The following is a 22,281-nucleotide window of genomic DNA, read 5'->3' on the forward strand; positions in this document are numbered from 1 at the left end:
AAACACCTGCCCAACTTACATCTGAGGCAAGAACAAAACCTGTTGATGATGTTGTATAAGTTCGATAGGGTGGCCTAAACACAAGCTCAAATTATTGACTTGCATCATTGATTCTTTCAGACCACAAAGATACGACCCATCCGGCATGAGTAGTAAAGCGTGAGTCGAAATACTGTAAGATAAATTCAAATCATGACTCACCATAATCACGGCACTTTGTTGACGTCGACATTCGCGCGCCAAAATTTGCATGACACTGACTTGGTGACTTAAATCCAACGCATTAGCCGGTTCATCTAATAAGAGTAGCCGCGCGTCTTGTGCAATTAAGGCGGCGATAGCAACACGTTGCCGCTCACCACCGGACAAACTCCGAACATCGCGCTGAGCCAACTCGGCAACATCGAGTAAGTTCAACGCATCCATCGCAATTTCATGGTCTGCAGCGGACTCCCAATAATGGGTATCATGGTATGGATGGCGGGCACTTAGTACGGTTTCGATGACTCGATAACCAAACGCATCGACTCTGGATTGCGCTAAAAATGCACGCTCACGCGCCAATGCTTCCAAACTCCATTCGGAAAGCTCTTTTCCACGCAAGAGAATTTGCCCCTTGGAAGATTGATTCAAACCAGCCAAACAACGTAATAATGTGCTTTTTCCCGCACCATTGCGACCAATCACACACCAGCACTCTCCCGCATGCACTTCCCATTTCAAGTCCTGAATCAAGGTACGCTGGCCAGCGCGCAAGGTCAAATCCACCGTGCTTAACATGTTTGTCTGATTCATCTGCTTCTCCGCAACTGATGCAATTGCACAAGGAAGACCGGTACACCAATCATTGCGGTGATCACACCGACGGGTAATTGCTGGGGAGACATCACGGTGCGCGCCAAAGCGTCGGCAAAAACAAGGAAGCTTCCACCAGCAATACTTGCCACCGGAATCAATAATCGATGATCAGGTCCCAAGGCAAAGCGGCATGCGTGAGGAATGATAAGTCCGACAAATCCAATACTTCCTGCTGCACTGACCGCACTCGCGGTTAACAGCGCTGCGCAAACAAACAAAGTTTTGCGAAGACGACCAATATTAATCCCCAGTGTGCTCGCATTGTCTGCATGCATCGCTGCAATATTGATGGCTCGCGCGTTCTTCATCATCCATACACCGACACAAAAAAGTATCACCCACGATACATATCGAGGTTGCGTATTCGACAAATCGCCGATCATCCAAAACACCATCCCGCGCAAACTCGTATCAGGGGCGATGGACAATAAAAGAGTGACGATGGCACCACAACCGGAGGCCACAATCACTCCAGTTAATAACAGCAATGGCGCACTACCCTCTGAACTTCCCGCTCCCCGCAAATCACGATAGGCGAGCGCGAACAAGATGCAAGCAACTGAAATTGCCCCGCCAAATGCGGCAACATCAACCATGACGCCCGCCCCCCAAAACAGTATCGTGGAAAGCGCACCCACCGAAGCCCCACCGGAAAGGCCTAATACATAAGGATCCGCCAGTGGGTTACGCAAGAGAGCTTGCATCAACACACCAGACAAGGCTAAGGTCGCACCAGTCACGAAACCAGAAAGCGCTCGAGACAAACGTAGATCCAAGACACTACTTGCCAAGGTCCGAGGCTGATCGTTGATCAAATTCCAAGTTGCCTCTTTTAACTCTAGCAGTGATAACGGCACTGAGCCAATTAGACAGGCAAAAAGTAAGCTCGCGCAAGCCATCGCAAGCATGCACGTGATCAGATTGAATCTCGACTTTCGAGTATCTATCACCACTTCACTGTCCTTCACTGTTGACTGAGCGCCTTCGATCGACGGTATCGAGTATGAACCATTGTTGCACTGTGACATGTCACAATGGTTCAAGCCCAACAAACTAACATCACTTCTACTGGTTATTTCGCCCCGTAAGACAATCCCAAGAAAAAGTTCGATCCCGGAGTTCGATAATTCCGTGCCAATTCATAGTCTTTGTTGGTCAAATTATTCCAACGAGCTAGCAAAGACCAATCCGCCGAAAGTGGGTACTTGGCAATGAAATTCAAAATACCATAGCCTGCAAGTCGGTTACGGTTGGCCGCATCGTCAAACCGTTCCCCTGACACCAAACTTTCGAGACCCAGCGTCAAATCAGCGAAACGATAATCCATTCCAAAACTAGCATGTCGCTTCGCCCGCCGTGCCAAGCGTTTTCCAGTGGTGTCGTCTTGTGGATCTTGAATATCAACACTGGAACGTAAATCCCAGGTGCCGAGACGCACGGAGGCTCCCAGAGTTAATCCAGAAAGTGTCGCTTTATTCACGTTAAACGCACAACCATAACGGTGGGTAGAAACCTCCACGGGGCAAGGATTTGTGCTCACCAAGAGATCGGTAATTTTATTTTGGTAATAGACTGCGCTAAATTGTAGAACGTTGTCATCGTAGTAAACGCCAACTTCCTTATTTTTACCCAGCTCAGGACGGTTCGAAGCAACACCAAATCCCGGATAATATAATTCGTTAAAAGTGGGCGCCCTAAAGCTCGTGCCGTAGCTTGCATTCACACGCAAGGCGTCGTTCAACTTATATCCGTAGGCGATACCACCGGTTGAATGACGACCATATTGAGAACTATCATCCAAACGTGCTGAAATACTTGCTAAATGCCCATCCTGTTTCAATGTGTAACCAAGCGCATAAGACTGCGTATCGCGCTTGCCGTTCAAACCAACGGTATTGGTACGCACATCCTCTTCACGATCTTCGACTACAATTTGCAACACGTCTCGTCCAAAGTTGACATCATTTTGCCAGGTCCAGCCGCGCTGTGCTGTATCAGCCTGTCCTTTTCCGTAAGATGCATCGGTATAAACGCGATCGGTATTGCGTGAAAATTGCAAACTCGAATTCCAATTCGATGCCAACTTCCCTTTTACAAAGGTCGCCACATTGTCGAATTTTTGCTGTCCTCTATCGTTGTATGACGGACCTGCGTCAAAGTTAACGTCCAGTGTACTTTGCACAAAATTCACGCCAGCGGTTAACTCTGGGGTGAGTTTCCACGCGAGATTACCGTTAAAACTTTTTTGAGTATAACCATCATTATCGGCGTTATAGGTAAAGGCACCTGCTCCCGGTTTCGACGCAGAAAACCCGTCGCTACTCTCCTTAGCCGTGTTCAAACTATATTGGAAGTTGCTTGCCGAAGAACCAAAAATACCTATCTCAACTTTACGAAGATGATGGCTGCCTATCCCTGCGCTCAAACTGGTTCGCGACTGCGCACCGGATTTTTTTGTGAATAATTGTATGACACCGCCGATTGCATCCGCGCCATATAAACTAGATAATGGACCGTAGACGATTTCAATGCGCTCGATTTGAGACAATGGAATACTGCTCCAGGTTGCCCCGCCAGTCGTCGATGAGCCAATTCTCACGCCATCGACAAACACCACACTTTGTGAATTTGCGGCACCACGAATAAACACGGAAGACACCGAACCGGCGCCGCCTGTGCGGGAAATTTCAATCCCTCTTTGTTGCGCTAAAAGGTCGACAATACTGGTGGCACCGGAACGTAAAATTTGTTCTGAGCTAATCACAACATTGTCTGCCAACACATCTTTTGCTACTTGGGGTTGGCGCCCAGCAGTGATGATCACTTGCGGTTGAAGTTCATTGCTTTGTGCAAAAACAGAAGTCGAAAAACAAGAAGCCACAGCAAATGCAAGGCTGAGAGGTTTAGAAAATTGATTCATCATTGATTTCACTAGAAACGTCATGGCGTAGGAGCACATGAAATGTCGCAGGCCATCGAGATCCCCGTTGAGGCCTGAATACAAAGTAAACGAATACGACGATGTCTTAATTAGTCAGACCAATCGCAATGTGAACAAATTTAATGGAACTCAATTTTTTGAAAAAATCAGCGCAAGAAAATCATCACGGAACATCCCCGTTCGCAATACTTCACTTATCTTGGCCGGTATCCGGGCTGACAAACCTCACCATTTTACCTTCCCATGCAGCAAGCACAGTGGTTTTGAAGAATGGCTGACCTAGAGAGTCTCTAGTCGTTTGTACACCGTTGCGGGGGCAGCACACGTATGTTAAATCACATCGTGTTTCCCGTTTAACCGCCAGCATGATTATGCCAGCGAGCACCAAAACGCCGTCATTTTAACGTTTATCGGAGCGCGGGACAAGTTGTTCAATAAAAACTAGCGTTTTAGCTTGGCGGTGAATATTAGCGCCGATGATTTTCCTGTTTATTAGCCAGCGATACCCATGCGTTCAAAAGATCTTTGTGGAGTTCAGTTAATTCAATAAACCTGACCCCGACACGAAAATAGTCTCCACTTAATACCGAATGCAGAACCACAACTTTACAAGGCACTTTGTGCGGTGCCTGCCGCATATGGTCAATATTCGGCACTTCGAGCATCATTTGAAATTCGGCATTCAGCGGCAACGCTTGCGCACTTAATATCAGCACTCCTGACTCGGACACATTGATCACGCGTATCGGGACTATTTGACTCCCGCCCATTTTCATCAGGCCGCGCCATGTGACATTTATTCTAGGGCTTTTACGCAGTTCAATCATGGAATACTAAAGAAAGGAGTTCGACAAAACAGGACACAAAATACGATCGCATACTTGATATCAATCAATATTTTACGCTAATTTTGCCAATAGTCGCGTGAACCCGTGCCAGCACAGAATTCGATTCTGTCAAACTCCTTCATATCGAGTCGTCTCAAAATAGCCAACTCGCAAATAAACCCTATCTTGCACGCCAATGTGTGTAGACATAACCCACCAATAATACAATCAAGCCGATAACAAATTGAAGTTGTGCGTTGAGGTAGGTTGCCACGCCATTAAAGCCAAAAGTATCCATCAGCCCAAGCTTCGACGTTTGCGACACAATATACAAACCAAACAAATACAAAGACAAGAATGTCTTGGAAGTCAACGACAACTTCCCGAGTAGGCTCGCGCATGCTGAGTAACAGGCTATTCCCGACAGTAAGGTCAAGGCCAAATGCGGTGAGGTGAAACACAGTCGCCCCACAATGATGCCGACAAAAATCAAACCCAAACACCCTGCGCTTGCTACATGACGTAAGAATTGACGGGATGCACCTCCTGGTGTCGACGCCGTCATACTCTCTATCGCTGACTGAAAATCCCGCGTACTGATATCGCTGACAACAATCCCCCAACACAGCACTGCGAAGACCGTCAATCCGCTCAGCGAACTGATCGGTAAAAAAATAGACATTAAATTGACAACCAGAACAAGCAAAATAACAAACGGTGCTTGTACAAAACCGAGCGCGACATCGGCTAATACTTGTCCCATAAACCCGCGAGACCTCGCAGCAAAGACAAATAAAGGATGCACATATTTTGCCAATGGCTTGGTCCATTGATTCATGACCTCAAGTGGTGTACGGCGTCGACTAGCTTGTGAAGGTTTAATTTTGTCGACTGAAAATCGATGAAAAAAAACAAATGCCGGCAGCATGAGACTGAACGCTGTCAATGCTGAGCAAATCCGGATTAACACAAACTTTCCATTCCATAGATAGTTGGGTAAAGTGATCGCCGCTAATTTAGGATCAAATGAACTCGCACCAATCGAGATGTGATCGACCAACATATGCATTTTGAAAATCAAAACCGTCGTCACAAGGCCGCTAAAATCGACGAGTAGCCAAGACGAAATGGCTCCTGCAGCTAATGACTCAATTTTCGACAAGATCGAAATTTGCGCCATCCACATAAAGAAATAAAGAATGTCACCTAATTTCCCCAATAGAAACGGCACGCTATCAAATAATATCGCTGCACTGACAGAAAATACGATCATGGGCCCCATGATCAATAAATACGTCTGCAAATAGATCTGGATTTGTATCGGCCCATCGCCACGCAACAATTGCAAAAGCATGATCGAAATCATCGCAGTCAAAATTAGCGCAACCATATAACAGATACCACCGAGCCAACGACTAAAAAGAAACGCAACATTGCTCACTGGCGTCGCAGCGATTACTGCGCCTATGCCGCTACGCACATCCTCTGCTACTCGCCCCCTGACAAGATAAAAACCAATCAAGGCCATCAAGAAACAGAGCAAACTCGCACTCCCCATAGCGAGTGCAGAGCTCGTGTAGAGCACGCGTGCATTTTGTACTGATAGTAGACTCATGCCAGATTGCGGATCGACGATCATGGCCCAACTCAGTACAACCATGAGCATCACGGCAATCAAACTGCTCAAGCGACGCATACGCAAACGAACTTCGTTAAAACTCAATACGCCGATAAGATGAAAATAATTTGCCCAAGCATACGCGGACACTTTGTATGAGGCATTGCCCCCGACGATTGTTTGTCCAGACGGTACCGGTGTATTCAGCGAAGGTGCATTTCGCATCATGCCACCTCTTGGACTGAATAGCGTTGTGCCATCAAAGCATCTTCTAATGACGGAGTAAGCATCTGTGCATCCGGATAAGGTTGTTCTGAATGAGCAATTCTCACAACGAAGGCTTCACCTTGGCGTTGCGCATGTAAAACTTGCTTATGCTTTCTCGCTAACTCTAACTCAAGGGCGCTTAATTTCGTTACCCAGATTTTCCCGTGAGCAGAACGAATCACTGCCTCAGGCGTATCAAAGCCGATCAATTTTCCTGCACGCATAATAGCAAGTTCCGTCGCGACGCTTTCCACATCAGAAACAATATGGGTCGACATCAAAACCAGTTTACTTCCACCAACCTCTCCCAATAAATTTCGAAACCGCAAACGTTCTTCTGGATCTAAGCCCGCAGTTGGTTCATCGACGATCAAAATATCTGGATCATTCAGCAGTGCTTGCGCGATACCCAAACGCCGTCGCATTCCTCCCGAGAATCCTGCGGCGGAACGTTGCGCATGCTCAGTCAAATTAACCAAATCGAGAAGATAACGAATTCGACTCGGATCACGTACTCCTTTTAGCGCAGCAAAATACTGCATAAATTCCAAAGCGCTCAAGTTGGGATAAACACCAAAATCTTGTGGGAGATATCCTAATCGCGTCCGTATCGCATCGGGCGATTTCAAAATATCGACGCCTTGAAAAAAAATCTCTCCACTGCTTGGGCGACTCAGAGTCGCGATCATTTGCATCAAAGTCGTCTTACCTGCACCGTTGTGGCCAATGAGTCCCACAACTCCTTGCTTTAAATGCAGGCTAACATCGTTGACTGCGACGACATTTTGTCCGAATTTTTTTACGACATGGCGGATCTCTAACATCTCTCTTCTCCCGAGAAGCACTGACAAATTAGTTTGAAAGGTTTTGAGCGCGTTGAATTTGCGATCTGATGGGGAGTAGAATAAGAGCAACGGTGAATCAAGTCGTGCGATTTGAGATAAACCGCAGAAATGATAGCTCAGGCAGCAAAAAAAGCGACATCAAAAAAAATGAGATGAGCTCAGATTGAGATTCAACATGAGAAGTTTCATCCAAATTGTCGCTGATGGCATCCAGGCCAAGTGATCACAACATCAAAACAATCATGGGCAGGCGTCGAGGCAATATGCGTTCTAGTGGCTACGCCCTAGCGGTCGGTGCGAGTATAGACCCAAACTCGGTCGCATCAATCCTGAAGAATTGAATGGGATATCGCACCCAAATCGTGCGCAGGGACAGGAATTCAATGCTTTGCTATCTATTTTTTCTGCATAGACTACTTACATACAACATTTCAACGAGGAAATAACGCGAGATCGAGACATCCTTGAATGGATATGTTTGAATCTTAGAAATTCGTTTTTCTCGACTCCTATGAACTTTCCCTCACCTCGCCTTCTGGAACATGAGTCTCCAATTCGTCGTGCCTTGGCGCGCATCTTGCCAATCATTGTCTTCCTCGGGACAGGACTAGCAACCGAATTGATTTTATTTGAGGAGCAAAGTCGCCAAGACAGTGTCAACAAACAAAATACCCTCAGCCATGCTGGTGAAATTCGCGCACTCATTGAATCAGAACTCAATGCAAATATTCATTTGGCCTCGGGACTTGTCTCCTATATCAAAACACATCACGGCATTTACCAAACAAGTGATATCGAGCCGTGGCTCAATGAGTTACGTGGTCAACAGCAAAGTATACGCAATATTACTTTGGCACCCGGCAACAAAATCCAAACCGTCATTCCGCGCGATGGCAATGAGAGTGCGATCGGACTTTACTACCCAGATAACTTGCAGCAATGGCCAGCAATTGAAAAAATCATGCTGCAAAAAAAGCCCGTTTTGGTGGGGCCATTCGAGCTTAAACAAGGTGGCACGGGGATGGCTTATCGTGTCCCAATATATTTGCAAAATGGCGCATATTGGGGAATGCTGAGTACCGTCCTCAATGCGGATCTTGTTTTTGCAAATGCAAACAAGCGTGCACGCGAGCTTGATCTTAGCTATGCCATCGTTGATCTTGAGTTACCTGCAAATAGCCTTCCCATCTATGGTTCATGGAAAAACGCCAAGCAAGCAATCGAAAGATTAAATATCGACATTTCCGGTAGAAAAATCGAGCTACAGGTTGCGCATGATTCCACGCCCACACTAGATCCACAAATCATGACCCAACGGTTTGCGGGATGGGGCGTAGCGCTTTTACTTGGTTTCTTGATTGCGCGTACTTTTCATTCATACCGCATTCAGACTCGCTCTTATCTAGCTTTAAAGGAAAGCCAAGAACGATTTATGCGGATGTTCAATACGGCGCCACAAGGCATGGCGCTGGTTGATGAGGATGGGACTTGGCTGAGTGTGAATCCTATGCTTTGCAGCATTCTTGGCTACTCAGAATCCGAGCTGAGACAACTTCCGCTAGCACGTCTCTCGACCCAGCTCACCATTGATTCATTACAATCGAAATGGAAAGGAAAACATCAGACCAACCTGCAGTTCGAGCTTCATCTCGCCCATCGAGATGGGAGTGCCGTCACTTGTATAGTCAGCCTTGCCTTAATCGATCATGACAAACTCGAGAAGGCCTATTGGATTTTTCAAGTCATCGACATCAGCCGCAGCATCTCCGCAGAGAATTTAGTGCAGGACAAAGCGCAATACACACAGACTATTCTGGACAATCTAGAAGAAGCGATTCTCAGCGCAGATCTACAAGGCAAAGTTCTACGCTGCAACCCCGCTGCGATGGGCATTTGGAAGCAATCTGAAGCGGCACTGCTATCGACAACTATTTTTGCGCTCCTTGATAACAAGGATAGCAATGATGGCCTCGACTGGCGTGAAGATCTGGAGGCTTTTATTGGCTCGATCAATGAACAAATACGCCATCAAAAAAAGGTCGAGTCACGTTATTTTAAACGTGAAGGTAAAGTCATTGATCTCAACGAGAATATCATTCATATTGAATATAGCATTTCTGCAATTCAGCAAATCGAAGGCGTTGAACTCATCCTTGTTGTGCGCGATGTGAGTGAACGTAAACGCTTACAAATGATGCAGAGCGAGTTCGTTTCTATGGTTAGCCACGAACTGCGAACTCCTTTGACTTCGATCATCGGCTCACTGAAACTCATTGAAGGCGGAATATTCGGTCAACTTCCTGAGTCGCTCGCCCGAATGATTCATATCGCGCTTCAAAATGGCCAACAGCTCGCGCTAATTATCAATGACATTCTTGACATGGATAAATTGGCCGCAGGGAAAATGGATTTCCATTTGCAAGCAATGAGCCTAAACGATCTCATTCGAGAGTGTCTAGAGAATAACCAAAGCTATGCTCGACAATACCGAGTGCAGTTTGATTTCGTACCGGCTGAGGAGGATATTCTCGTTCGAGGTGATAGCATGCGCTTACAGCAAGTCATGTCGAATCTTCTATCCAATGCCGCAAAATTCTCAAAGTTGGACGATACGATTGATATCACCTTACGCAAAAATCAGGAGCACGCAACCGTGATCGTGCGTGACTATGGCGACGGCGTACCAGAATCACACCGCAAAAAATTATTTAAAAAGTTTTCTCAAGCAGACAGTAGCAGCACGCGTCAAAAAGGTGGAACGGGTTTAGGTTTAGCGATCTGCAAAGAATTAATGGAAGGGATGCATGGGTCGATTGGTTTCGAAGCCAGCGTCTCGCCTGGCGCTTGCTTTTACATCACGATACCGATCCAAAAATAAAGTTTTTGTGACCCATTGCCATGACATGAGCATGGGCGGGAACAAAAAAAAAGCGGTTCACCTGACCGCTTTTTTTAGATTGCAATCGACCTAAAGATTCGTCTGCTTTGCGATCCAAGCTTTGATCGTATCAACGTCGGGGGCCATGACTTCGAATCGTTGCGGCAATGTTTCGATATTTTCAAAGCCCACAGGACGCTCAGCATCACGGCCTAAGGCTTCGCGAATCGTTTCATTAAACTTTGCCGGCAAAGCCGTTTCCAACACTAGCATGGGAATATTTTCCTGCAAATGTTCGAGCGCAACCTTGATGCCATCTGCAGTGTGGGTATCAATTGTAATACCGTAATCTCTTTGCACATCTTGTATCGTTTTTAAGCGATCGATATGGACTGATTTTCCGGATACAAATCCAAATTGAGCGATCTTCTTGAACTCATCACCATCGCTGCCAGGCCCACCAGACAGATCAAATCCACCCGATGTTTCTACCTTTTGGAACAATGCCTTAACGCGTTGCGTATCACCATCCAACAAATCAAAAATAAAGCGTTCGAAGTTTGATGCCTTGGAAATATCCATGGATGGACTGGTCGTGTGGTAGGTTTCTGCTGATTTTCTTACACGATAAATTCCAGTACGGAAGAATTCATCCAACACATCATTCTCATTCGTTGCAACGACTAATTGGGCAATCGGCAAACCCATCATACGTGCGATATGCCCCGCACAAATATTGCCAAAATTTCCGGACGGAACTGTGAACGAAACACGTTGATCATTGTTGGTCGTAGCAGACAAATAACCACGGAAATAATAAACAACCTGTGCAACCACACGTGCCCAATTGATCGAATTCACAGTACCAATTTTGTGTCTATTTTTGAATTCAAGATCGTTAGAAACGGCTTTCACCATATCTTGGCAATCATCAAACACGCCGGTCACGGCAATATTGAAAATATTTTGGTCTTGCAAACTAAACATTTGTGCGGTTTGAAATGCACTCATTTTTTGATGGGGCGAAAGCATAAACACGCGAATACCCTGCTTTCCACGCATCGCATATTCCGCGGCGCTTCCTGTATCGCCAGAAGTCGCACCAAAAATATTCAGTTCAGCGTGTGTTTTCGCCAAAGCGTACTCAAACAGATTGCCCAGTAATTGCATGGCCATATCTTTGAAAGCCAACGTCGGGCCATTGGATAAAGCTTGGATGATCATTTTCTTGCCATCGCGTTCGAACAAAACACGAAGCGGTGTAATTGCTTCCGAAGCTTCATCTGGTCTGGCATTTTTATAAACTTCGGCAGTATAAGTTTTGCTCGTGATCGTTCGCAAATCTGACTCAGGAATATCGGTCGCAAATTTTCGTAGAACTTCAAAGGCCAGTTCCGCATAACTCAACGTACGCCAACGATCCAATTCTGCCAAACTCACTTGAGGGTATTGTTTAGGCAAAAATAAGCCTCCATCTGGAGCCAAGCCGCCTAAAAGGATTTCAGAAAATTGAACAGACGAGTCAGAGGATGCCGCGTAGCCGCGCGTTGAAAGGTAATGCATAATTAAATTGGGAAAGATAAAAATAAGCAAAGAAGGGATTTCGCTTAATTATATCTTGCAACGCAGCAGAAAGCTTGTCCAACTATGAATTTCAGAGCAAGATCGAGCAAATTTTCGATGGAAATAACGCGAATATACCAAAACCACCGTAATTTTGAAATTTTTTCAAACATGTCGGCAGAACAACCGCAGGAAAATTTTCAATTTTCATCTCCATATTTTCTTCTCAGGCGGTACGCCTGCCGCCGCATCGCGAGCCTTGCTGACACTACCGATGCGTCACCACCATCAACGCCTTTGCTTCTGTTTTACCCAAATTGCGAATAGCGTGAGGGCGATCGGCCTCGTATCTTGCAGTTCCGCCTAGTTTCATTTTTTTCTTGCTTCCATCCACTTCAACTTCGATACTGCCGGCAAGCACGGTTAAATGTTCGGATGTTCCTGGATCATGCGGATTTGACACCAAAGCGCCGCCCGGCGCTAGGCTGAGTTCATACCATTCAAACCGCCCAGCCAGCTCCATCGGGCCTAAGATGCGCAGCACGTAGCCAGAGTGCTCCCCTGGCAGAGTCGGCGTTTCGTGGGGTTCTAGAACACGAATCAGATCCAACTTAGGTGTTCCTGCTGTGAGCAGCTCAGCCATGCCTATTCCCAAGGCATTTGCCAAACGCCAAGCGACTGCAATCGTTGGGTTAGCCTTTTCTCTCTCGATCTGCGACAACATCGACTTTGAGACTCCCGCAGTGCGGGATAAGTCTTCCAAAGTTAACCCTCTTTCCAACCGTAAACGTTGCAAGCTGGCCCCCACTTCGGGTGGCGCTGCTGGCGTTATCAAATTTGTCTTTATTGCAATTACTTTTTTCATAGTTTCACTTGCCAAATCAAATAAGCATCGATAATATTCGTTATATTGAATTTTAGTTCAATATATTGAATATCAAAATATTGATTGAATTTTTTAAAACATCGCTTTACCCTTCATTATTCGATCATAACAGAACCCCAAAGATAAACCGTCACAGTAACCACAAATACTCTGTACTAGGAGACTAACTCATGAGCACAAACACAAAGAGAAGCACTTTCTTTACCGAATTGGCTGGCAAACTAGATGGTTTGCGCGAACAAGGTTTATACAAACCAGAACGCGTGATCTCGTCACGTCAAGGTTCCTTGGTGCAATGCGATGATGGACGTCAACTGATTAATCTGTGCGCTAACAATTATCTCGGTCTATCAGGTGACGAAGAAACGGTGCAAGCTTCAATTCAAGCAACCGAGCAGTATGGTTATGGTCTATCTTCCGTGCGTTTCATCTGCGGTACACAAACTGTACACAAACAATTAGAACGTGCAATCGCTGACTTCTTAGGGATGGAAGACACGATCTTGTATGCGGCGGCATTCGACGCCAACGGTGGTGTATTTGAACCGCTTTTTGACGAAAACGATGCGATTATTTCCGACGCCTTAAACCATGCCTCGATCATTGACGGCATTCGCCTATGCAAAGCAGCTCGCTTCCGATACACCCATAACGATATGGCCGACTTAGAGAAGCAATTGCAAGCAGCGGCAGACAAGCGTCACCGCATTATCGTCACCGACGGTGCTTTCTCGATGGACGGTACGATTGCCCAATTGGACAAAATCTGCGATCTGGCAGATAAGTATGATGCCTTAGTCATGATCGACGAATGCCACGCCTCTGGCTTCCTCGGCAAAACGGGTCGCGGTACGCACGAACACCATAACGTCATGGGGCGTATCGACATTATCACAGGTACCTTAGGCAAGGCATTGGGTGGTGCGATGGGTGGATTTACAGCTGCGCGCAAAGAAGTGATCGATACCTTGCGTCAAAAATCTCGTCCTTATTTGTTCTCAAATACCTTGGCACCATCTATCGCAGGTGCTTCCTTGGCCGTGTTAGAACGCCTTTCCAAGTCAACAGAATTGCGTGATCGTTTGCATGAAAACACTGCTTTCTTCCGCAAAGAAATTGCCGAACTAGGTTTCACGATAAAACCAGGTACCCACCCTGTTGTACCAGTAATGCTGTTCGATGCCCCAGTTGCGCAGAAATTTGCCGCGCGTATGTATGAACTCGGCGTTTTGGTGACGGGTTTCTTCTACCCTGTCGTACCAATGGGCCAAGCACGCGTGCGAGTTCAACTTTCGGCAGCGCATACCAAAGAACAACTACAGACAGCCTTGGCTGCTTTTGCGCAAGCGGGTCGTGAGTTGGGCTTAATCAAGTAAGCGACATTCAAAGCAAAAGATAATCAAAATTTTAAAAAATCAGGAAGTGATATGGAACGTATTTTAGTCATCGGTGCCAATGGTCAAATCGGTAGCGAATTGGTGGACGCTTTAGCGGCAAAACATGGTGCAGACAATGTAATTGCTGCTGACATCAGCCCAACAAGTTTATATGGTGCCAAAGTATATGAAGTAGTTGACGTATTGAACGCAGAACGTTTGGCTGAAATTCATGACAAGTATGAAATCACCCAAGTGTATCAACTTGCAGCACTGTTATCCGCGACTGGTGAAAAAGCACCATTGAAAGCCTGGACCTTGAACATGGATGGTCTGCTCAACATTCTCGAACTCGCACGAGTACGTGGTGAAACAGGTAAACCGTTAAAAGTATTCTGGCCATCCTCGATTGCCGCATTTGGCCCGAATACGGAAGCGGTCAATACGCCGCAATACACAGTCATGGATCCGAACACGATTTATGGTATCAGCAAATTAGCCGGTGAACGTCTGTGCGAATACTACTTCCAAAAATACAATGTCGACGTACGTAGTATTCGCTACCCAGGCATAATCAGCTACAAATCGCCTCCAGGCGGCGGCACCACGGACTACGCGATTGCGATTTTCCATTCTGCATTAAAAGGCGAGGCCTATTCCTGCTTCCTCGAAGCGCAGCAAAGTTTGCCGATGATTTACATGCCAGACGCAATCCGTGCCACGATCAGTTTGATGGAAGCGCCAGCAGAAAACGTTAAGATTCGCTCTTCTTATAACGTCAGCGGCATGAGCTTTAACCCACAAGAACTCACAGCTGAAATTACAAAAAATGTACCAAACTTTAAGGTACACTACGCGCCAGACAGCCGTCAGGCAATTGCAGCGAGTTGGCCTCAAAGTTTGAACGATGAGGCTGCGTTCAAAGACTGGGGCTGGAAAGCAGAAATCGATCTCGCTTCCTTGGTAAAAGACATGCTCAAGAACGTGCGCGTTACCAACTGAACAGCGCTTGCAACAGCTGTTCAGTGAGGTCGAAAAAAAAATATTACAGCTTTAACTTCTACCATCGTGATCGTAAAGAGCGATGGTAGAAGTCAAGCAGATCTCAAGAAAAAGGATACAAGTATGGACATGCGCGTTTTTGATTTATTTAAGATCGGTGTTGGGCCTTCGAGCTCTCATACGGTTGGCCCCATGATTGCGGCTCGCCGGTTTCTGCAAGAATGTCCCGATCTACAAAACGCGCAGCAAGTTCAAGTCGCTTTATATGGTTCTTTAGCCTTAACGGGTTTGGGCCATGCAACAGATAAAGCTGTATTACTCGGCCTGATGGGAGAAACACCACAAGATGTGGTTCCCGATACTGTTGATCAAAAACTCGAAGACTTAGCGCGCTCCGGCGTAATGTTGTTACTGGGCGAAGTCGAAGTCGATTTTGATATTCTCAATGATGTGCTATGGCATAAACAAGAAGTCTTACCGGGCCACCCTAACGGGCTGCGTTTTACGCTAACGCGCAAAGATGACAGCACGTATAGTAATACCTATTACTCAACGGGTGGCGGCTTTATCTATTCAGAAGCAGAACTTGCTCATAACGCGAATAGTGCGAGCGTTGCCAATGCAACGGTAGTCGCTTTACCTTACCCGTTCGCCACCATGGCCGAACTACTCGCACATGGTAAGCGCACCGGCCTCTCTTTGGCTGCCCTGTTACGCGCCAATGAGCTCTGTCATTGCAGCGAAGAAGAACTCGATGCTGGCCTCGACAAGATCTGGTCGGTGATGAATCAATGCATACAACGTGGTTTGAAAATTACGGGTGAACTACCCGGTGGTCTGCATGTACAGCGTCGAGCTGCCAAACTCTGGCTCACGGCCAACGAGTCGCACAATAGCTTGCCGCACGACGGCATGCATAAAGTCAGCTTGTACGCCATGGCAGTCAATGAAGAAAATGCGGCGGGTGGTCGTGTTGTGACAGCGCCAACCAATGGAGCAGCCGGTATTATTCCCGCCATCATTCAATACTATTCTCAAGATTGCCACCCTAGCGATCCGGTCAAAGGCATACGCGAATTCTTATTAGTCGCTGCCGCAGTTGGTATGCTGTGCAAGAAAAACGCATCCATCTCTGGTGCGGAAATCGGCTGCCAAGGCGAGGTCGGCGTGGCTTGCGCGATGGCAGCCGCTGGCTTAACTGCAGCATTAGGTGGCAGCAATGAGCAAATCGAATCCGCCGCGGAAATTGGTATCGAACATCACTTAGGCATGACCTGTGATCCGATTGGTGGCTTAGTGCAGATCCCATGTATCGAACGCAATGGTATGGGGGCAGTCAAAGCGATTACTGCAGCTTCGTTAGCCTTGAAGAGTGATGGCACTCACCACGTGAGTCTGGATCAAGTGATCGAAACCATGCGCGTAACCGGTTATGATATGCAAGCGAAATACAAAGAAACCTCGTTGGGCGGACTTGCCATTCACGTGGTCACGGTCAATCACGCTGCTTGCTAAAGAAAGCTCAAGTATCGACTGCTAGTTCCGCACTAGCAGTCAAAGGAATTTCAATCACAAACTCGGTTCCCTGACCTAATTGGCTCCGTACCTCAATACGGCCGCCCAACATTGCAGTCACAATATTATAGGCAATACTAAGGCCTAAGCCCGACCCGCCTTGCCCCAACTTCGTGGTAAAAAAAGGATCAAAGATTTTTTGTAGATGCTGCTCGCTAATGCCTATTCCATTGTCGGAAAATCGGATACGCACCCATTCATCATCAAGCAATTCTGCCCCTAAACGCATGATCCCGTTCACTCTTCCTTCGAAGGCGTGACGCAAAGCATTGTTCATCAAATTCATCAAAACTTGTTCTAGAGGACCAGGAAAACTATCCATCAAAATACCTTCGGGAACCTCATTCAGTACACGGTGCGTCGTCTTCTTCAAAGTTGGACTTTGCGTCACAATCACTTCATGTATGACATCATGTAATGCAAAATGTCTGCGTTGCTCACTTGTTTGGTCAACCGCAACTTGCTTGAAACTATTAATTAGGTCAGCTGTTCTACGCAAGTTCCGACTGAGAATATCGGAGGAATCTCTCACGGACATCAAGAAATGATTGAGTGCCGAGCGCGACAATCCAGATTCAAGGCCAGTTTCGAATTGAACTTGCTGGTCGACCAAGGCACTTGAAACCATTAATGCATTGCCGACTGGCGTATTAAGTTCATGCGCAATTCCTGCCACCATGGAGCCGAGCGATGCAAGCTTTTCAGACTGCACCAATTCACCTTGAGTGCGCTGCAATGACTGCAGCGCCTCGCTCAGCTCCTGTGTTCGAACCGCCACACGCTGCTCTAATTCAGCATTGAGATTTTGCTGTACCTGCTCCGCAGCTAAACGATCAGTCTGATCCAGGAACGACGCAACAAACCGCCAGCCACCAGATAACTCAAACGCGGCTGTACTAATAAGAAAATGGCGGATTTCACCGTTAGCTAATCGCAACATCACTGGATAGCCAACAACCCCCGTTTCCAAAGTGCGTTTGGCGATTGAACGTCGTTCTCGATCTTCGACAAATAGCCCCAAATCACCGACAGATTGACGAATTAATTGCTCACGCGAATAACCAAAACTACTGACAAAAGCATGGTTCACGTCGATCAAACGACCATCAATATCACCCGAAATGGAGGGTAATGGATTGGATAAAAACAAGGCTGAAAAGGATGCCTCAGAACGTTCTAACTCTTGCGTATTGCGTTGTAATGAATCGGCCAATTCACGTACCCGTGCAAATTCCAAACGAAGAGCACGAACCCCCACCAAGCCTAACAATAGAGCAATGATCGTGACGCCAACCAAAATGGTGAGTCGCGGCAATAGCTCTGGCTGCACTGGGACAATAACACCATACGTAATGAGAAAATAATAGGCAATGCAAGCGAGGCAAGCACAAAAAGTCATTGCGATTGCATGGCGCACAGACAAAGCCCAACTTGCTGCCATGATAGAAATTGGCAAACAAATGATGCCAGGAGCGTTAAATCCAAATGTTCGAAAACCGAAAACAATGGGGATGAGTGCAAATCCCCAGAGAATTAAACTTAATGCTAGTTTGAGCCGCCGATAGCGGACCAAAAAGACGATGATTGCTGCAACAACCAATCCCGCCATCGCCCCACTACTGCCAACCCCTTTACCAAAATATACATTTGCAATGAGCGCAATAAGGCAAATAAAAAAAGCGACAACACCGATACCCATCAACAGTTTGACGCCAGCCTCGTTAATTTGAATGCGATCTTTGCTTTCCTGTATCGTCAACTCATTACCTGATGGTAGTTCAGTTTGCATCAATGCCTCACTTTGGAATGATAGCGTTCAAGCCTTGCGACGAAAAATTACTGATTCGAAAAATTCAAACATTGAAATTGCCTATCAGCCCTCGTCGTTCACATCTAATAACTGGTCGCACCGATCGTTACCAAAATACTGTTCACAAAAAAAACATCCAAGATCTACCGCACTAAATTTTTGATCGTCGGCCATTGACGGCGAGAAATTGGTAAGCGTTCAGACGTTCCACGTAAGATAACTTGCCAAGACTCAGCTCCGCGCTCATTTTCTGTTTTATCTGCTGTTGCCACATCGGAAATGAGCGTCGCCCGCTCGACGCCTATAATTAATTCACGTGCAACTAGAGCGTTACGATGCACGCGAACAAATATCTCCCCGAGTTCAGACTCAATCGACACCAAAGACTCTTCTGTCAAATAAGCACGGTCTCGTGTTTGTATCGTTACATATTTTTGTTCGGCTTTTAAAAACAGCACATCCCGTACAGGAATTAGTAGCACTCTATTCTTTTCTAGCACGGAGAAATTTTGCCGCTGTTTGGGAAGTCCTCGGAGCGCCGACTGCAATTGCTCCTGCTGTTGATCGAATGTTGCCTGTTGACGAAATAATTGAATTCTCGTAATCGCTTCCTGCAATCGGGCAGCTCTCACTGGTTTCAGCAGATAGTCCATCGCATGTACTTCGAATGCTTGTACCGCATATTCATCGTAAGCGGTGACAAAAACAATTGAAGGTCGAACATCCATTTCAAGACTCGCAATGTGCTGCGCTAGTTCGATGCCGGTCATACCTGGCATTTGCACATCCAATAATAAAATATCGGCTTGCTCCGCAATTAACACATCTAAGGCTGCTTGACCATCACTTGCCTCAGCAATCAAAGAGAAAGGGCATGCGTCTTGAATATCAGCGAGCAAAGTTTTAAGTCGTTCGCGTGCAGGTGCTTCATCGTCGACGATTAAAATACGTGAACCAGTCATAGTTTTTGCACTTAAATATGCACAGGAAAAATTAATTGCACAACAAATTGACTATCAATCTGCTTAGTTTGCAATAGGGCTTCAATATCATAAAGCAAACGTAGACGCTGCCGTATATTGTCCAGGGCCATATGATTACCTTTTGAGAGTTGCGCATGAGGATAATAAAGATTGCTCACTTGAATTTCAATTTTATCCAGCACTTTTTGTATAGAAACATCAATCACACCGCCGGCGGCAGCAGGTTCGACGCCATAATGAATCGCATTCTCGATTAATGGCTGCAACAATAAAGTTGGTATTTTCGTTGCATTAAGTGTCTGCGTATCGAGGTTTTCGATTTGCCAATTAACCTTCAGACGTTCGCCAAGACGAATTTTCTCAATTGCTAAATACTGTTGGCAAAGCGTAATCTCCTCGCGTAAAGTCGACATATTCCGCGTATCCCGCATCAAGACCCGAAATAGATCGGCCAAGTCTTCCAGCGCAGTCTCGGCGCGTCGTGGTTCAGTTCGAATCAAAGAGAGAACCGCATTGAGACTATTGAATAAGAAGTGCGGCCGAATCCTAGCTTGCAGCGCTTGCAAACGAGCCTCTCCCAACGCAGGCGAAAACGCTCGCGTGCGCATTTCAAAATAATGTTGAAGGCCAATTCCAAAACAAAAGCAATACAAAACTGCCATTCCAATATTTAAGTTCGGAAAACTATATGCAAACCATTCGAATTGATTGAATACTAGGAAAACCATGAAACATACAATTGCCGGGACAGTGCCACAAACGACGCGCTGCATCCAAGCAAGCGCTGACTCGCGCTCTATCATTCGTCGAAATCCACAAAGTATCACCAAGGACAAAAGGCTAATCAATTCCACAAGCATGGATGCCTCAACGAACTCTTGAAAATTCTGTGCCAAACTTTGCCCACGCGAAAGCACAGCCAATAAAACCAGTAAATTAACCGACAGCAAGACACGGACGACGATTCCCAAATTGCAGCAATCTGGAATGAGTATCTCAAACTCAGAACTAGTCTTACTTTGCTTGTGCATGTGCGCTGTATTTTTTAAAGAGGAGTGGGAGTCTTTTACGTCTATCAAGCGAATCGCAGCATAAAGGGGCGATGAAAAACAAAAGTCACTAGCTTGTCGCGGTATAATCTGTGCTAGCTTAGCAATACCTAGCAATGATGTCATGCGGAAGTCTATTAATTGCGACACAATCGTCAAGACTTCGTCCCATATCAGAAGAACTTATCAACTCGACTGATCGTATGAGTCAGAAACATGACAGTCTGCCATTATCAAATCCATTTTCAATTCGAACAACACCATTATGACATCACAATTCTCAAAAAAAAGCGAGGCATGGTCGGCACGCTTTTCCGAACCTGTTTCTGATTTAGTTAAACGTTATACAGCGTCCGTATTTTTCGACAATCGGATGGCGACGTTTGACATTCAGGGCTCTTTAGCCCATGCAGAAATGCTTCAAGCGCAAAGCATTATTAGTGCTGAGGACTACGCCGCTATCCAAAAGGGCATGGCACAAATTAGCGCGGAAATTGAAAGTGGTCAATTTGAATGGTTGCTTGATTTAGAAGACGTCCATCTGAATATTGAAAAACGACTGACAGAGTTGGTCGGCGATGCAGGCAAGCGCCTGCACACTGGACGCTCCCGCAATGATCAGGTGGCGACAGACATTCGTTTATATATGCGCAATGCTATTGACCAAATCCTTGAGTTAATCACGCAATTTCGACTTGCTTTACTCGACTTAGCGGAAAAACACAGCGACACAATCTTACCTGGATTCACCCACATGCAGGTAGCACAACCGATTACTTTTGGTCATCACATCCTTGCTTACGTCGAAATGTTTGGCCGTGATGCGGAACGTATGCTCGACTGCCGCAAACGTGTTAACCGTTTACCACTAGGAGCTGCGGCCTTAGCAGGAACAAGCTTTCCGATTGATCGCTTGCGCGTTGCCAAGACGCTTGGTTTTGAGGATGTTTGCCACAACTCACTCGATGCAGTGTCCGACCGTGATTTTGCAATCGAATTTTGCGCAGCCGCTTCATTAATCATGACCCACATTTCTCGTATGTCAGAAGAGCTCATTATTTGGATGAGCCCACGGATTGGCTTTATTGATATTGCAGATCGTTTTTGCACTGGCTCTTCTATCATGCCGCAGAAAAAAAACCCGGATGTTCCAGAGCTCGCGCGAGGCAAAACTGGACGCGTCAACGGCAATTTAATCTCCTTACTTACTTTGATGAAGGGTCAGCCTTTGGCCTACAACAAAGACAACCAAGAAGACAAAGAACCCCTGTTCGATACCGTCGATACTTTAGTCGATACCTTAAGAATCTTCGCAGATATGGCGACCGGAATTAGTGTCAAACCTGATGCCATGCGTGCAGCGGCTTTGCAGGGCTACGCAACTGCCACGGATTTGGCCGATTACTTGGTGAAAAAGGGCTTACCTTTCCGTGATGCACATGAAGCTGTGGCATTGGCAGTCCGAACTTGCGTCGAAAGAAATCAAGATCTGAGTGATCTTTCCGTCGAGGAGTTACAAGTATTTTCACCTCTCATTACGCCAGATGTCTTCGCAGTACTCACGCTTGAGGGCTCCGTCGCCGCACGCAACCATATTGGAGGAACAGCACCTTCTCAAGTGCGTCTTGCTATTGCACGCTTACGTCAACAACTATCGAAGTAAGCTTCACCGTGGGCGCTAGGTTGGAATTATCAACCTAGTTGCCCAAAATTCAATTATCATTCCATTCCACTCATATTGGTGCATGTACCGAACTCGACATTGGATGGCGTTTTCCCCGAGACATTAGCCCTCGATCACGC

The 22,281-nt window shown here is 46.3% G+C and carries 16 protein-coding genes and 1 riboswitch; of the genes, 5 read left to right on the top strand and 11 right to left on the bottom strand.

Features of this window, described 5'->3' with window-relative positions:
* Positions 1 to 15: 15 nt before the first annotated feature.
* The 6 genes from KDM90_RS03535 to KDM90_RS03560 all read right to left on the bottom strand — a co-directional run bounded on the left by KDM90_RS03535 (position 16) and on the right by KDM90_RS03560 (position 7,335).
* Complete coding sequence (locus KDM90_RS03535) at positions 16 to 795, bottom strand: ABC transporter ATP-binding protein (protein ID WP_230409571.1); 780 nt, start codon at positions 793 to 795, stop codon at positions 16 to 18.
* Positions 792 to 1,766 carry a FecCD family ABC transporter permease gene (locus KDM90_RS03540; protein WP_230409572.1) on the bottom strand — a complete coding sequence of 325 codons (975 nt, stop codon included), beginning with the start codon at positions 1,764 to 1,766 and terminating at the stop codon, positions 792 to 794. Before KDM90_RS03540 ends, KDM90_RS03535 begins: the two co-directional genes overlap by 4 nt.
* Before the next feature lie 164 nt (positions 1,767 to 1,930).
* Positions 1,931 to 3,781, bottom strand: a complete 1,851-nt coding sequence (locus KDM90_RS03545; RefSeq protein ID WP_230409573.1) for a TonB-dependent receptor domain-containing protein — start codon at positions 3,779 to 3,781, stop codon at positions 1,931 to 1,933.
* Between the two features lie 202 nt (positions 3,782 to 3,983).
* A riboswitch (cobalamin riboswitch) is annotated at positions 3,984 to 4,203 on the bottom strand.
* A 63-nt stretch (positions 4,204 to 4,266) separates the two neighbouring features.
* Positions 4,267 to 4,626, bottom strand: a complete 360-nt coding sequence (locus KDM90_RS03550; protein WP_212674170.1) for a PilZ domain-containing protein — start codon at positions 4,624 to 4,626, stop codon at positions 4,267 to 4,269.
* Between the two features lie 181 nt (positions 4,627 to 4,807).
* Entirely contained in the window at positions 4,808 to 6,472 is a 1,665-nt protein-coding gene (locus tag KDM90_RS03555) for a hypothetical protein (RefSeq protein ID WP_212674171.1), read from the bottom strand.
* Positions 6,469 to 7,335, bottom strand: coding sequence for an ABC transporter ATP-binding protein (locus KDM90_RS03560; RefSeq protein ID WP_212674172.1), 867 nt, complete (start codon positions 7,333 to 7,335; stop codon positions 6,469 to 6,471). Before KDM90_RS03560 ends, KDM90_RS03555 begins: the two co-directional genes overlap by 4 nt.
* Before the next feature lie 532 nt (positions 7,336 to 7,867).
* Here KDM90_RS03560 and KDM90_RS03565 point away from each other — a divergent pair.
* Positions 7,868 to 10,234 (top strand): ATP-binding protein, encoded by a 2,367-nt coding sequence (locus KDM90_RS03565; protein ID WP_212674173.1) that lies wholly within the window; start codon positions 7,868 to 7,870, stop codon positions 10,232 to 10,234.
* Positions 10,235 to 10,324: 90 nt separating this feature from the next.
* Here KDM90_RS03565 and thrC read toward each other — a convergent pair whose 3' ends face one another.
* Together thrC and KDM90_RS03575 are read right to left on the bottom strand one after the other, a co-directional pair.
* On the bottom strand, positions 10,325 to 11,797 hold the full coding sequence (thrC, locus tag KDM90_RS03570; RefSeq protein ID WP_212674174.1) for a threonine synthase: 1,473 nt from the start codon (positions 11,795 to 11,797) through the stop codon (positions 10,325 to 10,327).
* A gap of 268 nt (positions 11,798 to 12,065) precedes the next feature.
* Positions 12,066 to 12,677, bottom strand: a complete 612-nt coding sequence (locus KDM90_RS03575) for a helix-turn-helix domain-containing protein (protein WP_438947422.1) — start codon at positions 12,675 to 12,677, stop codon at positions 12,066 to 12,068.
* A gap of 176 nt (positions 12,678 to 12,853) precedes the next feature.
* Here KDM90_RS03575 and kbl point away from each other — a divergent pair, with 176 nt between their 5' ends.
* From kbl to KDM90_RS03590, 3 genes are all read left to right on the top strand, one after another.
* Positions 12,854 to 14,059, top strand: coding sequence for a glycine C-acetyltransferase (gene kbl, locus KDM90_RS03580; RefSeq protein ID WP_212674176.1), 1,206 nt, complete (start codon positions 12,854 to 12,856; stop codon positions 14,057 to 14,059).
* A 51-nt stretch (positions 14,060 to 14,110) separates the two neighbouring features.
* Positions 14,111 to 15,061: an NAD-dependent epimerase/dehydratase family protein gene (locus tag KDM90_RS03585; protein ID WP_212674177.1), complete on the top strand. Its 951-nt coding sequence runs from the start codon at positions 14,111 to 14,113 to the stop codon at positions 15,059 to 15,061.
* Positions 15,062 to 15,184: 123 nt separating this feature from the next.
* On the top strand, positions 15,185 to 16,576 hold the full coding sequence (locus KDM90_RS03590; protein ID WP_212674178.1) for an L-serine ammonia-lyase: 1,392 nt from the start codon (positions 15,185 to 15,187) through the stop codon (positions 16,574 to 16,576).
* Positions 16,577 to 16,583: 7 nt separating this feature from the next.
* On the opposite strand, the gene KDM90_RS03595 is transcribed toward KDM90_RS03590, so the two are convergent.
* The 3 genes from KDM90_RS03595 to KDM90_RS03605 all read right to left on the bottom strand — a co-directional run bounded on the left by KDM90_RS03595 (position 16,584) and on the right by KDM90_RS03605 (position 20,460).
* Complete coding sequence (locus KDM90_RS03595; protein ID WP_212674179.1) at positions 16,584 to 18,425, bottom strand: sensor histidine kinase; 1,842 nt, start codon at positions 18,423 to 18,425, stop codon at positions 16,584 to 16,586.
* Positions 18,426 to 18,589: 164 nt separating this feature from the next.
* A complete protein-coding gene (locus KDM90_RS03600) occupies positions 18,590 to 19,408 on the bottom strand; it encodes a LytR/AlgR family response regulator transcription factor (protein WP_212674180.1) in 819 nt (272 codons plus the stop codon).
* 11 nt (positions 19,409 to 19,419) lie between these two features.
* Complete coding sequence (locus KDM90_RS03605; RefSeq protein WP_212674181.1) at positions 19,420 to 20,460, bottom strand: sensor histidine kinase; 1,041 nt, start codon at positions 20,458 to 20,460, stop codon at positions 19,420 to 19,422.
* Between the two features lie 283 nt (positions 20,461 to 20,743).
* Here KDM90_RS03605 and argH point away from each other — a divergent pair, with 283 nt between their 5' ends.
* Positions 20,744 to 22,141 carry an argininosuccinate lyase gene (gene argH / locus KDM90_RS03610; protein ID WP_212674182.1) on the top strand — a complete coding sequence of 466 codons (1,398 nt, stop codon included), beginning with the start codon at positions 20,744 to 20,746 and terminating at the stop codon, positions 22,139 to 22,141.
* Positions 22,142 to 22,281 lie beyond the last annotated feature (140 nt).

This window comes from Affinundibacterium fentianense, assembly GCF_018139545.1.
Taxonomy (GTDB): domain Bacteria; phylum Pseudomonadota; class Gammaproteobacteria; order Burkholderiales; family Burkholderiaceae_D; genus Undibacterium; species Undibacterium fentianense.